The organism is Streptomyces sp. CB09001 (assembly GCF_003369795.1).
GTDB lineage: Bacteria > Actinomycetota > Actinomycetes > Streptomycetales > Streptomycetaceae > Streptomyces.
Genome location: NZ_CP026730.1, coordinates 2261716 through 2277001, shown reverse-complemented (window position 1 = coordinate 2277001; position 15286 = coordinate 2261716). Strand labels below are relative to the sequence as shown.

Genomic DNA, 15286 nt, shown 5'->3' with positions numbered 1-15286 from the left:
CTACACCCAGGAACCGGGAGTCCCGACCGGCCAAGGAGAGGAGTCGGGAGTTGAAGGCTGGTGCGGAGCTTTGCGGACAGTCACCCACCTAGTAGGAACTGAGGCCCCGCACCAACCGGATTGGAGGCTGGGTGTGGAACGCCACTGCGGGGACCCATAACAACCCTGGCCTGATGGCCGACGCCCCACACCCAGCCGGTCTCAGGCGGCTGCCGTGATCGCAGCCTTCACGCGGGTGACGACGGTGTTCGCGGGGTCGCCAGTGCCGACGTTGGTCGGGGCCACGACGACGCTGTCCGGCCCGGACGCGGTGGACACTCCCGCCTTGGTACGGCCGCTGTTGTAGAGGTCCAGGAACACCGCGCGGCGGCGGGCAGTGCCCAGCGCCATCAGGGAGTTGAAGTCCTGGAGGTCCATCGAGATGGTGGCCATTCTGGGCCTGCCTTTCGTTACGCGGTTGGATTCTTACTGGCGGCTCGCTTAGCACGAGCCTTCTCCTGCCGGCAGGGGCGACAGAGGCGCTTTCCCTTACTGGCGGAAAAGTAGGTGTTCGCCTCGTTGAACTCGTGTCCCCGCTTGCAGTGGGTCTTCTTCTGGTTGTTGCCCCGGCCCCGCTCCACCATGTCCCGCACGTTCTGAGCCTGGGTGGCAACGTAGATATGGGCCGGGTTGCAGCACGGGCGGTTATCGCAGTGATGAGCCGCTACCTCGTCCGAGGTAAGTGGCTTTCCTCGGAGGTAACCGAGGAGCCAACGGTGGACGTGTTGCATCTTCCCGTCGGCGCTGAAGTAGCCATAGCCGCCGGAGGAAGTTGCTCGGGTCCACACCCAACAGTCGGTGTCGCTTTCCCCGAAGTCCACATTGGCTATGAACTTCTCGTAGGGCGTTTGTCTGGCGCGTCTCATGTGCTTAGACGCTAGTACCACATTTGCGGCTTTGAATTACTCCGCCTGAGCTCCTCCCCAGTATTGCGCCATCAGACGCTCGGCCGTGCGGTCGCGGCGGGCGCTCCCGGAGCGGCCCGGCATGACGTACGGCTCACCCGGCTCGCGGAGCCCGTCGGCACGGAGCGGCCGGTTGGCTCGCTGCTCCCACTTCGCCCGCTCGCGGTCCTGCTCGTCCGACTGGCTCATGGCCTCGAAGACCTGGTGCCGACGCTCGGTCTCCGCGCTCTGCTGAGCCTCCCGCCGGATCTGCTCACGGGCCGTCGCCTCCGGGTGCGGGATGCCCTGGTTGGCGAGCGCACGGGCACGGGTACGGACGTCCCGCTCGTGCTGCTGCTGGCCCTTGGCGTTGGCCTCGTGGACGCTGCTGTAGTCCGTCCTGCCGCGCAGGCCGCGCATGAGCCGAACGGACGTGGAGTCCGGCATCTCGTCCAGGTTCCGCGTCTCGTACTGCGCCCCGTTGCCGCGCATCTGGGCCAGGATCTGTGCCGCCCTGTCGTCGGTCATTCCATCTCCTCGAACTCCGGGACGGCGTCGCCGTAGCCCTCGCGTACGTCTTGGGTGTGGAGCTCCCGTGCCTGCTCGGCTCGACCCCAACGGATCTGCTCCGCTAGCTCAGGGTCGAACTTGAACCACGAGGGCGGGAGTTGCTTCCTTTTCTGCGCGTCACGAACCGCGTCCGCGTATCTCGTGCGCTTGCGGAGTTCGTCATCCGACAGCTTCCGCGTCTTACAGGACTCGGATTCTGGGGCAGGAATGCCCAGCCGCTCACGACCCCTCCGGGCCATCTCGGCTAGTTCCAAGTCCGCCCGAGTCACGATGGAATCGGGATTACCTCGGTCCGGGTGCTTCTTGCAGGCGGCGCCGTGGGCAGTGCACACCTGGACGCCAGCCTGTGAGCGTCGCCTGAGTTCCTGCATCGAACGGAGAGGCATTGCTCAGTCCCCCCATACCGGATCGGGCTTGGTGTGGAAGAGCGTTACCGCTTCCTCCATCTCAAGTGTGATCTTGGCGGGGACTTCCAGGCCCAGGAGCTTTGCCAGCTTCATGTTCAGGTCCGCGATGGTGCGGACACATGCATTCCGCTCGGCAACCGTCTCGGCAGCTTCCAGGTTCTCGTGAGCCTCGCGGACCATGTCGATAAGCGAGGACTCACGGTCGGTGCGCAGGTCATCCGCAGAGTCTGAACTCAAGTTCTTCCGAGCCCGAGCGATGCGGCGTTCCACCACATCCTTGGTCAGTCCCATTGCACGACCAATGGCGATAGCGGAATTGCCCTTCTTGTGGAGGGCGTAGACCTCTTCCGCCTGCGCGTCCAGCTCGGCCGCATTCAGAGTGCCAGCGCCCAGCGGGGCATCCGGCTTCCGTGGCTTTGGCCTGCTCGGCTTTCCGTCAGCCACGCCATTCCCTCCCTTCAACCAAGGCAATTCCGTACCAATTCCATCGACTGGCAATATCAGAATGACAGACGCTTGACAAAACGGCAAGGTGTTGTATATGGCGCGCGACGTGGGGAAACCGCAATATCGCGGATAGTGTGGGCTTTATGGAAACGAGCGATAAGCCCATATCCAAGAGGTGGGAAGCCCGGCGTGGTTCCCATTCCAACTGTGACCACGAGAAGACAAAAGCCGCGCGGAAGAAGTGCCGCGAGGTCAGCGGTAGGAGACAGTCCTATATCTGTGGCGTGAGCGACTATGAGCGTTTCATGTCCTACGTAGACGACTCGGGTGGACCCGATGCGTGCCATCTATGGACGCGGTATCTCGAACCCCAGACCGACCGTGGCGAGTTCGACGTAACCGAGAACGGGCGGCAGCGGAAGTTCAAAGCCACCCGATGGCTCATGGGCCACCTGCGCGGAAAGGAGTTGGGCCCGGATGAAGTCGTCTTGCACGTGATCTGTGACAACCCACCGTGCGTCAATCGGCGGCACCTGAGAGTCGGCACGCACGCCGAGAACATGGCCGACATGGCCGCCAAGCGGCGCGGGCGGAACCAGCACACGGCACGTACCACACCAGCCAGCGGCGCAGTAACTCAGGCTGCCAGCACGTGAGTTCGTCACGTGCGAGCGACGCGAGAGAGCGCGCATAGCGCTACGGACGACAGAATCGCTCCTCTCGGCTCCCGACAGTGCGAGTGAGTCTCTGTGTGCGTCGCGCGTCTGCTGGGCGCTCAGATGCGCGCTCAGAGACTTCCCCGATCACAGAGCGCCGGCGAGCACGTCGTACCAGGTCAGCCATGCGAAAGCCCCGATCACTCGCGGGGAGTGTCGGGGCTCTCTGCTGGGTGTGGTGCGTTACTTCGCCGCGTCACCCGTCGGCTTGGCGGTGGGCGACTTGCGCGGAGCGGCAGGCGCAGCCTTCTTGGCTGCGGTCGTCGTCGCACGGGTCGGGCTCTTCTTCGCAGCCGGAGCGGCAGCGGCGGGCGTGGTCTTCTTCGCGGTGGCGGTACCTGCCTTCGGCGTGCTCGCCGTCGAGGCAGCGGCGACAGGCTCAGCAGCGGCGCGGAGCGCCTTACGGCAGGCAGCGCGCCCGGCCTTGGTCTTGGGGTGGGCGCACTGGCTGTGGTCGAAGTGCGAGCGGGTCATGTCGTGCTCCTCTGGTGGGTCGTTGTCGTGCTGGCAGGACGACACTCTCGGACTGGGTCGCGTAGTCCGAAGGGCTACGGCTGGACTCCGTGGACGATCGTTAGGAAGCGATGGCCTAAGCCAGCAGAGAGCCCCGAGACCATCGGCGCGGGTGAGTCTCGGGGCTCTCGTCTAGGGGTGGGCTACTTGGTTCCCGGCTCGGCTCCCGTCTCGTGGGTATCGCCCGGCACGGATGCGTCGTTGGTGGTCGTGCTCTCGTACGGCGGGATGCGCTGGCCGCGTGACTCCGCGACGGTCAGGAGCTCGGTCAGGCTCTCGATCAACCGCCGAGCGACCCAGCGGAGCTCACTGGCCGCGAGGTTCGCGCTGTCCTCGACCATCGGCTTGGCCAGGCCCAGGACCACGGCGGCCGTCTCCATCTGCTGCTCCTCGACCCGGTCGGCGAGACGGGACATGAACGTCTCCGTGTTGCGGGTCGAGAGGTACGCGGGCTTACCCTCCTCGGTCCACGGCAGGAGACGGAGATGCGAAGGGACCGGGTTGGTCTCGGGCTGGGCGCTCATGCCGTCACTCCGTGGATGTCGAGGCTGAGGGTCGGGAAGTCGATGCCGAGGGTTGCGAGAGCGGCAGCGGTTCGCCTGTCCCGCTGCCGTCGCCGCTCCTGCTCTCGCTCGTGGGCGACGAGATACGGCCGGATGAGCGGGGTGTCCTCGCCTCGCAGATACGCGGGCGGACGAGGGGAGCGGTGCGAGGGAAGTTCCACACCCAGCAGCGCCGTAGGCGAGGCTGCCACGCGGAGAGTTGTGGTCGGCTCGTCGGTGAGGGGGGGCTGTGTCGGCACAGCCTGTGCGCGGCGCTTGCCCTGGGCGGGCATGAGCCACGAGAGGATGAGGGCCAGTACAGTTCGCACGTCGGTCACTCCTTGGGTGATCGGCCATGCCCCGGGACCGCTTGCATCGGTCGCCGGGGTCTTTCCGTTGTGTGCGTGGTCGTTGTGGCTGGTTGTGCTCGGTCGTACGCGGCGAGCTTACGCGCTATCGCGTAAGCGCACTACCGCACTACCGCGATAGCCCATTCCCGCGTAAGCGCGGAAGCTGAGGTTATGGACCTTGATCGCTCCGTTCCCGTCTGGCCCCAGGTAGCGGCCGAACTGAGGAAGAGACTTGACGCTGGGCAGTACCCGGCTGGCGAGCGATTCCCTGGCACCGTGGACATCGCCGCTGAGTTCGACGTGAGCCAGTCCACGGCTCAGAAGGCAGTGGCCGCTCTCCGTGCGGAAGGGCGGCTGTACACGATCCTCGGGCAGGGTTCGTTCGTCTCGAAGGGCGACAAGTAGCGGGGCTGGTGTGGAACAGAGGACGTCCCACACCACCCCGCCTACTCGTGCACTCCGTGAGTGCCGTGTGTGTCAGGGGTGCCGCGTCAGTAGCGGTCGCCGAGCTGGTGCACGGCGGTGACGGCCCGCTGGCTTGCTTGGTCGTGGGCGTAGCGTCGGAGCATGGCCGGGCTCTTCCACCCACGCACGGCCATGACGTTCTCGCCTGAGACGCCCGACGAGAGAAGGTCGTCAGTCCATGTATGGCAGTACGAGTGCGGAGACACCTCGGCGGAGTCGTACCCGGCTTCCTCGGCCCGTCGCTTCACCATGCGGTACAGGCCCGAGTAACGGAGACGGTTCCTGTTCCTCGTGCCGAGCCAGAGCCACGGGCCCTGAGAGAGGCTGTGCTCTTCCCTCGCCCGTAGATACCGCTGGAGTGCGCGCACGGTCTTGGGCTGGAGCGGGATGGTTCGTCCATCCTGGCTGTTCCTGTCGCCCTTGAGAGGGACGACGACCAGGGTGTGACCGTGGAGATCCAGGTCTTGGACGCGGAGATTCAGAAGTTCCTCCGCCCTCAGACCCTCCGTCAGAACCCTGATGATGGCGTGGTCTCGGGTCGTCTCGAAGTCTCGGACGCGAGGGTTGCCGTTACCCGTGACTTTCAGACAGTCCGTCACGAACTCAGAGGAGAGGGTCTTGGGCTTTCCCTGCGGCGGCGCTGAGTAGCGGTGGAGCTTCTTGTCACGCCACGGGTTCGGGTGTTCGTACTCCTCCTCCAGCCACGCGAACAGGACGCGGACGTTTCGTTGCAGCGTAGACGTGCCGCCCGTATAGCCGCCCTTGCCGTCTTGCGACTTAGGGACGTCGTGGGTGTCGTAGTGATGGCGGAAGAACCGGTTGAGGAGCGAGGTGTCACAGGCGGTGAAGTCTTCTTCCACACCAGCCTGGATCATCCATCGGTGCAGCGTGCGCGCCCCGGTCATGTACGCCCGGATGGTGCCCTGCTGGTACGGGCGACCGAGTCGGTTGGTGGTCGTGCTGAGGTGCAGCTCTAGTTCATCGAGCATCGCAGCGCGCACGTCCTGAGCGTCCCTGATGACACGTACGGACGAGCCGGAGTGTGCCCCTGTGCTCTCGTGCTCTGTCGGCGTAGACGTGCGCCGAGCGCTGCGCAGCGGACTGCGCCGAGTCGCTTTGCCCGACGTGCTCTGTGCTGCCTTGCGTGGTTGTGCTGGCACGCTGTGTGACCCTCCTGCGGGAGGGAGCTAAGCAAGATCAATCTCCTGAGTCTTCTTGCCTAGCTCCGCTGGACATGAGTGTCACAGCGGTATGGATCAGCGTTTGTGCAGCTCAGACATACTGGGCGCCCCCGGCAGGACTCGAACCTGCGGCCAAGCGCTTAGAAGGCGCCTGCTCTATCCACTGAGCTACGGGGGCCTGGTGTGGTGGCCTCGGTCGTGCGTGCCCGGGGTGGGCCGGTCCGTGACCTCGCCGGGGACAAGGATAGGGCTCCCGGCTCCATGTCCCGGACGCTTCCCCTCCGTGGCTCGATGTGGAGGTTCGGTGAAGCGATCCCGATAATCGCAGGCAGTTACGAATCCTGCATCGCTTTTGGCGTCTCGCGCATCGGGTGTTGTCCACTCGTTATGCCTGGACTGTCCTGGCGTCCCAGTAGTCCCTTCCGTCCGGAGTGTCCGGTCGGCGCGCGGACATGCTCATCATGCTCATATGCTTCAGAATTCCCTCAAAATTGGGCATTCTTCACATGTGGTGACCTTGGACGTACGGCCTCAGCTGCTCGACGCACTCTCCGCCCTGCGCGACCGTGTCGCGGCCGCACGCTTCCCGCTGCCCCTCGCGGGGGCCCCACGCGCGCGTGCCAACCGCGACGAACTGCTCGCACAGCTCGACGACTACTTGGTGCCCCGCCTGAAGGAGCCCGAAGCGCCGTTGCTGGCCGTGGTGGGCGGATCCACCGGTGCCGGGAAGTCGACTTTGGTGAACTCCCTGGTGGGACGCCGGGTCAGCGAGGCGGGTGTGCTGCGGCCCACGACCCGCACGCCGGTCCTGGTCTGCCACCCGGAGGACCACCACTGGTTCAGCGGCATGCGGGTGCTGCCCGACCTCACGCGCGTGTGGGTGCCCCACCGGGACCCCGACGACGACCTGCTGCTGCCCGGCGAGAACCCCGCGCGCGTGCTGCGGGTCGAGACCGCCGACACCCTGCCGCCCGGCATCGCCCTCCTGGACGCGCCCGACGTCGACTCCCTCGTCGCCGACAACCGCGTCCTGGCCGCCGAACTGATCTGCGCCGCCGACATCTGGGTGATGGTCACCACGGCCGCGCGGTACGCCGACGCGGTGCCCTGGCACCTGCTGCGTACCGCCAAGGAGTACGACGCCACCCTGGTCACCGTGCTCGACCGGGTGCCCCACCAGGTGGTGTCCGAGGTGTCGCGGCAGTACGGAGCCCTGCTCACCAAGGCCGGGCTCGGCGACGTCCCCCGTTTCACGGTCCCCGAACTGCCCGAGTCGGCCTGGGGCGGCGGACTGCTGCCGGCCAGCGCCGTGGCACCGCTGCGCTCCTGGCTCGTCCACCGGGCGCAGGAACTCGAGGCCCGGCACCACGCCATGGCCCGCACGGCGCACGGCATCCTGGACTCGCTCAAGTCCCGGATGCCCGAGCTGGCCGGTGCCACCGCCGCGCAGTACGCCGCCGCGCTGCGGCTCACCGCCGCCGTCGACGGCGCCTACGACGGTGAGCACGCGCGCGTGCGGGGCCGTTTGCAGGCGGGCGCCGTGCTCGCCGGGGACGCGCTGAAGCGCTGGCGTGCCTTCCCCCTCGACTGCTCCCCGGAAGAGCTCCTCGACTCGCTGGTGGAGAGCCTGAGCGCGCTGCTGCTGTGCGCCGTGACGGCCGCCGACGAAAGCGTCGACGAGGCCTGGCGGCATGAACCGGCAGCGGGCGCCCCGGCACTCGCGGACCACGTCCCCGCGCCGGAGAGCGCCGAGCAGCGCATCGGGGTGGCCGTACGGCGCTGGCGGCGCGAACTGGAGGAGTATGCCGAGGACGAGGTGCGCGAGCTGGACCGGAACCTGGCCCCGGACCCCGGGGTGGTGGCCGGCCTGGTCGCCACCGTGCTGCTGGGCGGGCGGCGCGCACGCGTCGCCGGGGAACGGCTCGCCGAGCGGATCGGCGCCCACGGCGCGTTGCGGCTGCGCGACCGGGGCGGGCGGCTGCTCGAGGAACACGTCGACCGGGTCATGCAGGCCGAACGCGAGCGCAGGCTGGCGCCGCTCGACGGTCTCGACGTGCACCCCGAGCCGCAGGCAGAGCTCATCGCCGCGCTGTCCGTACTGCAGAAGGAGAGGTGACCGGTGACCGCCGTCACTGACCAGGACCCCACCGAGCACACGACGAAGGAGGCGGCGCGGGCGGACCGTACCGGCGATTCGGACACCCCGGACGACCGGGGCGAGCGGGACCGCCGGGGCGACCCGAGCGACCACGGCCGGGACCGCGGGGGTGACCGGGGCCGCCGGGACGACCGGAAGGCGCAGGGCGACCGGGAGGAACGGGGCTCGCAGGGCAGTCGCGACCAGCGCGACCAGCGCGACCATCGAGATGACCGGGGCTGCCGGGAGGGGCGGGATGACCCGGACAGCAGGGATGGTCAGGACGGCCGGGGCAGCCGTGACAGCCGAGACAACCGTGACAGCCGGGGAGGTCGGAGCCAGGAGGGCCTCGCCGAGAAGGCGATCTCCCGTGAACGCGCCGAGCGGGAGCGCGCCGACCGTGGGCGCGGCACCGAGGATGCCGGGGACGGCGACGGGGAGGAAGCCTGGGGCGACGGGCTGATCGCACGGCGGGTGGACGAGAACGCCGGCGCCGAACAGTACGCCGTCCTGCCAAGCAGGCCCGCCGCCTCCTCGGCCGCCCTGATGCCGCTCGCCTACGACGGGAACCTCAGGTCACGCCTGGACGCGCTGCGCGAACTGGTGGGCCTCTCCCGGACCCGGCTCGACAGCGGGACCCTGGCCGAGGCGGGCCGGGTCCTGGACGAGGCCGCCGCGCGGCGCAGGCTCTCCGGACAGCACACCGTCGTCGCCATCGCCGGCGCGACCGGCAGCGGCAAGTCGCAGTTGTTCAACACCCTCGCCGGGGTGACGATCTCCGAGACCGGCGTCCGCCGGCCGACCACCGCAACGCCCATCGCGTGCAGTTGGAGCGACGGCGCCGCCAGCCTCCTCGACCGGCTCGGCATTCCCGGCCGGCTGCGCCGCCGTCCGCTCCTGCACCCGGACTCCGAGTCACCGCTGCGCGGACTGGTCCTGATCGACCTGCCCGACCACGACTCCGCCGCCGTGCAGCACCGCGAACAGGTGGACCGCATCCTGGCGCTGGTCGACGCCGTCATCTGGGTCGTCGACCCGGAGAAGTACGCCGACGCCGTACTCCACGAGCGCTACCTGCGGCCGATGGCGGGCCACGCGGAGGTCACCCTCGTCGTCCTCAACCAGGTCGACCGGCTGCCCGGGGAGGCCGCCGAGCAGGTCCTCGACGATCTGCGGCGCCTGCTCGACGAGGACGGCATCGCGCTGGGCGAGTACGACGAACCCGGCGCGACCGTGCTCGCCCTGTCCGCGCTCACCGGGGAGGGCGTCGGCGAACTGCGCGAGACACTCGGCCAGTTCGTCACCGAGCGGCAGGCCCCGGCCCGCCGCATCGCGGCCGACGTGGACGCCGCCGCCCGGCACCTGCGCCCCGTCTACGTCACGGGGCGGCGCACCGGGCTCAGCGAGGAGGCTCGGGAGGAGTTCGCCGACCGGCTCGCGGACGCGGTGGGCGCCACCGCGGCGGGCGACGCGGCCGAACGTGCCTGGCTGCGCAACGCCAACCGCGCGTGCGGGACACCCTGGTTGCGGCTGTGGCGCTGGTACCACGACCGGCGGGATCCCGTGACGGGACGGCTGTCGCCGCGCGCCCAGGCGGACGAGGAGGCCACGGCCCGTCAGCGCGTCGAGCAGGCGGTGCGTACGGTCTCGGACCGGGCGTCGGCCGGACTGCCGGCGCCGTGGGCGCTGGCGATGCGCGAGGCGGCCGTCCGCGGCGCCCAGGGGCTGCCCGAGGCGCTCGACGAGCTGGCGGTGCGGGCGGGGCTGCCGCCGGGTCGTCCGCCGCGGCCCGGATGGTGGCCGGTGGCGGTCCTCGCCCAGGCGACCATGACGCTGCTCCAGGTGGTGGGCGGTCTGTGGCTGCTGGGCCAGATCATCGGCGTCGTGCCGCCGAACCTGGGGGTGCCCGTGCTGCTGATGGTGGCCGGCATCGTCGGCGGCCCCCTCATCGAGTGGAGCTGCCGCCTGGCGGCCCGCGGACCCGCCCGGCGCTACGGCCACGAGGCGGAACGCCTGTTGCGGGAAGCGGCCGCGGGATGCGGCCGGGCCCGGGTGCTGGATCCGCTGGCGGCGGAACTGCTGCGGTACCGCGAAGTGCGGGAACAGTACGCGCGGGTCACGGGGGCGGGCCTGGGGCCGGGCGCGGCGACGAGGTAACGGCGCGCGTCCACGGCCGCCATCCATGGGCGCTCACGGCCACCACCCGTGCGGGTGGCGGAGTTCTCCACAGGCACCGGGCGGGTCCACAGCCCCCGGCGGACCGGCCCGGACGCGGGCAATCTGGCCTCCACGGCGATCGCGACGGACGCGGTCGCCCCGGCCGCCGTACGGGACAGGCCCGTGCGGGAGGGAGGACTCGCGATGAACGAGACGATGATCTGTGCCGTGGGGAACGTGGCCACCACGCCGGTCTTCCGCGACCTGGCGAACGGACCGTCGGTGCGCTTCCGGCTCGCGGTCACCGCACGCTACTGGGACCGCGAGAAGAGCGCCTGGACGGACGGGCACACCAACTTCTTCACGGTGTGGGCCAACCGGCAGCTCGCCACCAACGCCTCCGGGTCACTGGCGGTGGGCGACCCCGTCGTCGTGCAGGGCAGGCTGAAGGTGCGCACCGATGTGCGCGAGGGGCAGAGCCGGACCTCGGCGGACATCGACGCGGTGGCGATCGGACACGATCTCGCCCGCGGCACGGCGGCGTTCCGGCGCACCGGCAGGACGGAGGTGTCGACCTCCCCGCCCCAGCCGGAGCCCAACTGGGAGGTCCCGGCAGCGGGCACGCAGGGAGAAGCGGTCCCCGAACAGCGGCCGGACCCCGTCCCGGTGGGATGAGGCAGAGGACCCCGGACGGGATGGATTTGTCGACAATCCCTGTTCGAAAACGCCCTCTGCGATAACGATTCCGAGTCGGATCACCACGCGGACGACGATCACCGGCAAGCCCGGTCCCTCACGTCCTTAGGATGCCGAACGAGCCTTGTGTGGCTGCTGATTCTGCTGGTGGGACCGTTCCCCCCACGCCAACGGGTCCTGCTTGAAGGGGAATTTGGTGTTTTCTTCGCACGCTGCGCCGTCTCTGCCCGGTCGAGGGGCGGCCCGTCTCGCCGCCGGGGCGCTGGCGTCGGCGCTCGCGGTCGCCGGTGTGGTGACCGGTGCGGCTCCCGCCGCCGCCCAGGACGGGGCGGCGCGGCCCCAGGGCGGGGCGACGGCCACCATAGGCGGCCTCAAGACGCACGGCACCGCGGTGATCCACGGTGAGGACGGCGACCAGCAGGTGCCGGCCGGCCTGTTCGAGATGTCCGTCGAGGGCGGCGGCATGCTGCAGACGTACTGCGTCGACATCCAGAACCCGACGCAGAAGGACGCCAAGTACCAGGAGACTCCCTGGAGCGGGACGTCGCTGGGGACCAACAAGGACGCCGGCCGCGTCCGCTGGATCCTGCAGAACAGCTACCCGCAGGTCAACGACCTCGCCGCGCTCGCGAAGAAGGCGGGCATGCGCGGTGGGCTCACCGAAGAGGACGCGGCGGCCGGCACCCAGGTAGCCATCTGGCGCTACTCGGACGACACGGACGTCGAGGCCGTCGATCCGCAGGCCGAGCGGCTCGCCGACTACCTGGAGGAGAACGCCCGCGACCTCGCCGAGCCGACGGCGTCCCTCGCCCTGGACCCGCCGGCCGTCTCGGGCCGCCCCGGGGAGCGGCTCGGCCCGGTGACGGTCCACACCAACGCGGGCGGCGCGACGGTGACCCCGCCGGTGGACGCCGCGAGCAAGGACGCGGTACGGATCGTCGACAAGAAGGGCGAGCCCGTCACCAAGGTCACCGACGGTGCCCAGATCTTCTTCGACGTGCCCGAGGACGCGGCGGCCGGTACCGCCCAGCTGTCCGTCCAGGCCTCGACGACGGTGCCGGTCGGCCGCGCATTCGCCTCCGAAAGCCGCAGCCAGACGCAGATCCTGGCCGGGTCCAGCGAGTCGACGGTCGCGGCGGCGGCGACCGCCACCTGGGCCGCCGAGGGTGCGATACCCGCCCTGTCCGCCGAGAAGAACTGCGCCGAGGGCACCCTGGACGTCACCGCGCTGAACAAGGGCGACGAGCCCTTCACCTTCGAACTGCTGGACACCGAGTACACCATCGCGCCGGGCGAGACCCGGACGGTACCGGTACCGCTGCCCGAGGACCGCGCCTACGACTTCACGATCCGCGGCCCGGCCGGCTTCGAACAGCGCTTCACCGGCGTCCTCGACTGCCGTACCCAGAGCGCCACCCTGTCCGACACCACCCGCACCCTCAGCGAACCGGCCCCCGCCACGGTCGTCACGCCCTCCCCCAACCCCAACCTCGCCGAAACCGGCAGCTCCGACGCGACCCCCCTGATCGGCGGCGCGGCCATCGGCCTCGTGGTCCTCGGCGGCGCGGTCCTCCTCTTCGTCCGCAGGAAGAACGAGCAGTGACGCGAGCACGGGCCGCGGCGGGCGGTTGACCCGGCCCGCTCCGATTCCTCCAAGAGCAGTGCGGCGTCGACCACATCGCGCTGCCGTTCCAAGGTGACGTGCGCGTTGGGATGACACACGAGTTCGCGATCTGGATGCGCTGGCGCCCGGGGCGGGTGCCGATCGCACTCTTGAGGCGGTGCTCACCCGGGCGCGACGGCATCGAGCCATCCGGCGAACGTGGAGAAGTCGCCGTCCGTGAGGCCCTGGGCCGGCTCGACCTGGTGCAGCAGTGAAGGCCCAGGGTGGCTGGCGTCGACCCAGAGGCGGTCTATCGCGCTGATCTCGTCGTCGACCCAGACGAAGGGCCGGCCGGCGGCCCACTCGACCATGGGGCGCGTCTTCCAGTGCAGACCCCGCGGCGACCCTTCCGCGCCTGCGTCCGGCCACTCCAGCACCGGCAGCCTCGGCAGTCCGATGCGCGGGGCGATGACTTCGTTCGCCTCTTCCATCCAGGTCGTCGCCCACACGAGCCGGCAGCCCAGAGCCATGAGGCGCGCCCCGATCCCGGGGTCGAGCCGGGCCAGCAGCGGGTTCCCCTGGTCGACGGTCGTCGAGGAGACGGGAGCGACTTCCACCTGGCCGGCCGGCGACCCGAACGGGATCAGTGGGCCGTCCACGTCGAGGAAGAGGAGAGGGCGCTCCGCTGTGCTGGTCACGGCCACACGCTAAGCCGGCGTGGTGGGGGAGCGGCGCCCTCGGGCCGTCCCTTGGCCGGGCGGGGCCGACCGGCAGTGACGGGTGAGGCTCCGGCGGCATCCAGGAAAGGCCAGGTCAGAGCCCCCGCCCGGAACGCGTTTCCGCGCAGGGGTGGCGGTGCGGCAAGATGGGGTGTATCTGCCCACTGCCTGATCAAGCTGCCGGACGGTTTCTCTTGGCTGAGTACATTTACACCATGCGCAAGGCGCGCAAGGCGCACGGCGACAAGGTGATCCTTGATGACGTCACCCTGAGCTTCCTGCCCGGCGCGAAGATCGGTGTGGTCGGACCGAACGGCGCCGGCAAGTCGACCGTTCTGAAGATCATGGCGGGGCTGGAGCAGCCGTCGAACGGGGACGCCTTCCTGTCCCCCGGTTACACCGTCGGCATCCTGCTCCAGGAGCCCCCGCTCAACGAGGAGAAGACCGTCCTGGAGAACGTCCAGGAGGGTGTCGCCGAGGTCAAGGGCAAGCTCGACCGGTTCAACGAGATCGCCGAGCAGATGGCGACCGACTACTCGGACGCGCTCCTCGAGGAGATGGGCAAGCTCCAGGAGGAGCTGGACCACGCCAACGCCTGGGACCTCGACGCCCAGCTGGAGCAGGCCATGGACGCGCTGGGCTGCCCGCCCGGCGACTGGCCCGTCGTGAACCTCTCCGGTGGTGAGAAGCGGCGTGTGGCGCTGTGCAAGCTGCTGCTGGAGGCCCCCGACCTGCTGCTGCTCGACGAGCCCACCAACCACCTCGACGCCGAGTCGGTGAACTGGCTGGAGCAGCACCTCGCCAAGTACGAGGGCACCGTCGTGGCCGTCACCCACGACCGGTACTTCCTGGACAACGTCGCCGGCTGGATCTGCGAGGTCGACCGCGGCCGCCTGCACGGCTACGAGGGCAACTACTCCAAGTACCTGGAGACCAAGGCCACCCGCCTCAAGGTCGAGGGCCAGAAGGACGCCAAGCGGCAGAAGCGCCTCAAGGACGAGCTGGAGTGGGTGCGCTCCAACGCCAAGGGGCGGCAGGCCAAGTCCAAGGCCCGTCTCGCGCGGTACGAGGAGATGGCCGCCGAGGCCGACAAGATGCGGAAGCTGGACTTCGAGGAGATCCAGATCCCGCCGGGCCCGCGGCTCGGCAGCGTCGTCGTCGAGGTGAACAACCTCAGCAAGGCCTTCGGGGAGAAGGTCCTGATCGACGACCTCTCCTTCACGCTGCCGCGCAACGGGATCGTCGGGGTCATCGGGCCCAACGGCGCGGGCAAGACCACCCTGTTCAAGATGATCCAGGGCTTCGAGGAGCCGGACTCCGGCAGCATCAAGGTCGGCGACACCGTCAAGATCTCCTACGTCGACCAGAGCCGCGAGCACATCGACCCGAAGAAGACGCTGTGGGCCGTCGTCTCCGACGAGCTGGACTACATCAACGTCGGGCAGGTGGAGATGCCGTCGCGCGCGTACGTCTCGGCCTTCGGGTTCAAGGGCCCGGACCAGCAGAAGGCGGCCGGGGTCCTCTCCGGCGGTGAGCGCAACCGGCTGAACCTGGCGCTCACCCTCAAGCAGGGCGGCAACCTGCTGCTCCTCGACGAGCCGACCAACGACCTCGACGTCGAGACCCTGAGCAGTCTCGAGAACGCGCTGCTCGAGTTCCCCGGCTGTGCCGTCGTCGTCTCCCACGACCGGTGGTTCCTGGACCGGGTGGCGACGCACATCCTCGCCTACGAGGGCGAGTCCAAGTGGTTCTGGTTCGAGGGCAACTTCGAGTCGTACGAGAAGAACAAGGTCGAGCGGCTCGGCGCCGACGCCGCCCGTCCGCACCGCGCCACCTACAAGAAGCTGACCCGGGGCTGAT

The 15286-nt window shown here is 69.2% G+C and carries 15 protein-coding genes and 1 tRNA gene; 7 read left to right on the top strand and 9 right to left on the bottom strand.

Features of this window, described 5'->3' with window-relative positions; genetic code table 11:
• Window positions 1-201: 201 nt before the first annotated feature.
• From C4J65_RS10490 to C4J65_RS10475, 3 genes are all read right to left on the bottom strand, one after another.
• On the bottom strand, window positions 202-432 hold the full coding sequence (locus C4J65_RS10490) for a hypothetical protein (protein WP_115742171.1): 231 nt from the start codon (window positions 430-432) through the stop codon (window positions 202-204).
• 509 nt (window positions 433-941) lie between these two features.
• The gene (locus C4J65_RS10485; protein ID WP_115742170.1) at window positions 942-1451 is read right to left on the bottom strand and encodes a hypothetical protein; all 510 of its coding nucleotides are present in this window, start codon (window positions 1449-1451) and stop codon (window positions 942-944) included.
• Window positions 1452-1882: 431 nt separating this feature from the next.
• Entirely contained in the window at window positions 1883-2344 is a 462-nt protein-coding gene (locus tag C4J65_RS10475) for a hypothetical protein (protein ID WP_115742168.1), read from the bottom strand.
• A 287-nt stretch (window positions 2345-2631) separates the two neighbouring features.
• On the opposite strand from C4J65_RS10475, the gene C4J65_RS36010 reads away from it, so the two are divergent.
• Window positions 2632-3003 (top strand): hypothetical protein, encoded by a 372-nt coding sequence (locus C4J65_RS36010; RefSeq protein WP_162833124.1) that lies wholly within the window; start codon window positions 2632-2634, stop codon window positions 3001-3003.
• A 243-nt stretch (window positions 3004-3246) separates the two neighbouring features.
• On the opposite strand, the gene C4J65_RS36005 is transcribed toward C4J65_RS36010, so the two are convergent.
• The 3 genes from C4J65_RS36005 to C4J65_RS10465 all read right to left on the bottom strand — a co-directional run bounded on the left by C4J65_RS36005 (window position 3247) and on the right by C4J65_RS10465 (window position 4447).
• Entirely contained in the window at window positions 3247-3537 is a 291-nt protein-coding gene (locus C4J65_RS36005) for a hypothetical protein (protein WP_162833123.1), read from the bottom strand.
• A 182-nt stretch (window positions 3538-3719) separates the two neighbouring features.
• Complete coding sequence (locus C4J65_RS10470; RefSeq protein ID WP_205350984.1) at window positions 3720-4100, bottom strand: hypothetical protein; 381 nt, start codon at window positions 4098-4100, stop codon at window positions 3720-3722.
• Window positions 4097-4447 carry a hypothetical protein gene (locus C4J65_RS10465; protein ID WP_240330397.1) on the bottom strand — a complete coding sequence of 117 codons (351 nt, stop codon included), beginning with the start codon at window positions 4445-4447 and terminating at the stop codon, window positions 4097-4099. The genes C4J65_RS10470 and C4J65_RS10465 overlap by 4 nt, the downstream gene beginning before the upstream one ends.
• Window positions 4448-4639: 192 nt before the next feature.
• Here C4J65_RS10465 and C4J65_RS10460 point away from each other — a divergent pair, with 192 nt between their 5' ends.
• Complete coding sequence (locus C4J65_RS10460; protein WP_115742167.1) at window positions 4640-4873, top strand: winged helix-turn-helix domain-containing protein; 234 nt, start codon at window positions 4640-4642, stop codon at window positions 4871-4873.
• A gap of 86 nt (window positions 4874-4959) precedes the next feature.
• Here the strand turns inward: C4J65_RS10460 and C4J65_RS10455 are convergent, their stop codons facing one another.
• Both C4J65_RS10455 and C4J65_RS10450 read right to left on the bottom strand, forming a co-directional pair.
• On the bottom strand, window positions 4960-5934 hold the full coding sequence (locus C4J65_RS10455) for a site-specific integrase (protein WP_240330396.1): 975 nt from the start codon (window positions 5932-5934) through the stop codon (window positions 4960-4962).
• A 285-nt stretch (window positions 5935-6219) separates the two neighbouring features.
• Window positions 6220-6292: transfer RNA gene (locus C4J65_RS10450), tRNA-Arg, on the bottom strand.
• 330 nt (window positions 6293-6622) lie between these two features.
• Here C4J65_RS10450 and C4J65_RS10445 point away from each other — a divergent pair.
• The 4 genes from C4J65_RS10445 (at window position 6623) to C4J65_RS10430 (ending at window position 12707) form a co-directional block, all read left to right on the top strand.
• Entirely contained in the window at window positions 6623-8230 is a 1608-nt protein-coding gene (locus C4J65_RS10445) for a dynamin family protein (RefSeq protein WP_115742165.1), read from the top strand.
• A 3-nt stretch (window positions 8231-8233) separates the two neighbouring features.
• Complete coding sequence (locus C4J65_RS10440; protein ID WP_115742164.1) at window positions 8234-10408, top strand: YfjP family GTPase; 2175 nt, start codon at window positions 8234-8236, stop codon at window positions 10406-10408.
• A gap of 204 nt (window positions 10409-10612) precedes the next feature.
• A complete protein-coding gene (locus C4J65_RS10435) occupies window positions 10613-11083 on the top strand; it encodes a single-stranded DNA-binding protein (RefSeq protein WP_115746382.1) in 471 nt (156 codons plus the stop codon).
• 217 nt (window positions 11084-11300) lie between these two features.
• Window positions 11301-12707, top strand: a complete 1407-nt coding sequence (locus C4J65_RS10430) for a Cys-Gln thioester bond-forming surface protein (RefSeq protein WP_115742163.1) — start codon at window positions 11301-11303, stop codon at window positions 12705-12707.
• 182 nt (window positions 12708-12889) lie between these two features.
• Here the strand turns inward: C4J65_RS10430 and C4J65_RS10425 are convergent, their stop codons facing one another.
• The gene (locus C4J65_RS10425) at window positions 12890-13405 is read right to left on the bottom strand and encodes an HAD domain-containing protein (protein ID WP_115746381.1); all 516 of its coding nucleotides are present in this window, start codon (window positions 13403-13405) and stop codon (window positions 12890-12892) included.
• Window positions 13406-13620: 215 nt separating this feature from the next.
• Here C4J65_RS10425 and ettA point away from each other — a divergent pair, with 215 nt between their 5' ends.
• A complete protein-coding gene (gene ettA / locus C4J65_RS10420) occupies window positions 13621-15285 on the top strand; it encodes an energy-dependent translational throttle protein EttA (RefSeq protein ID WP_115742162.1) in 1665 nt (554 codons plus the stop codon).
• The last annotated feature ends 1 nt before the right edge of the window (window position 15286 follow it).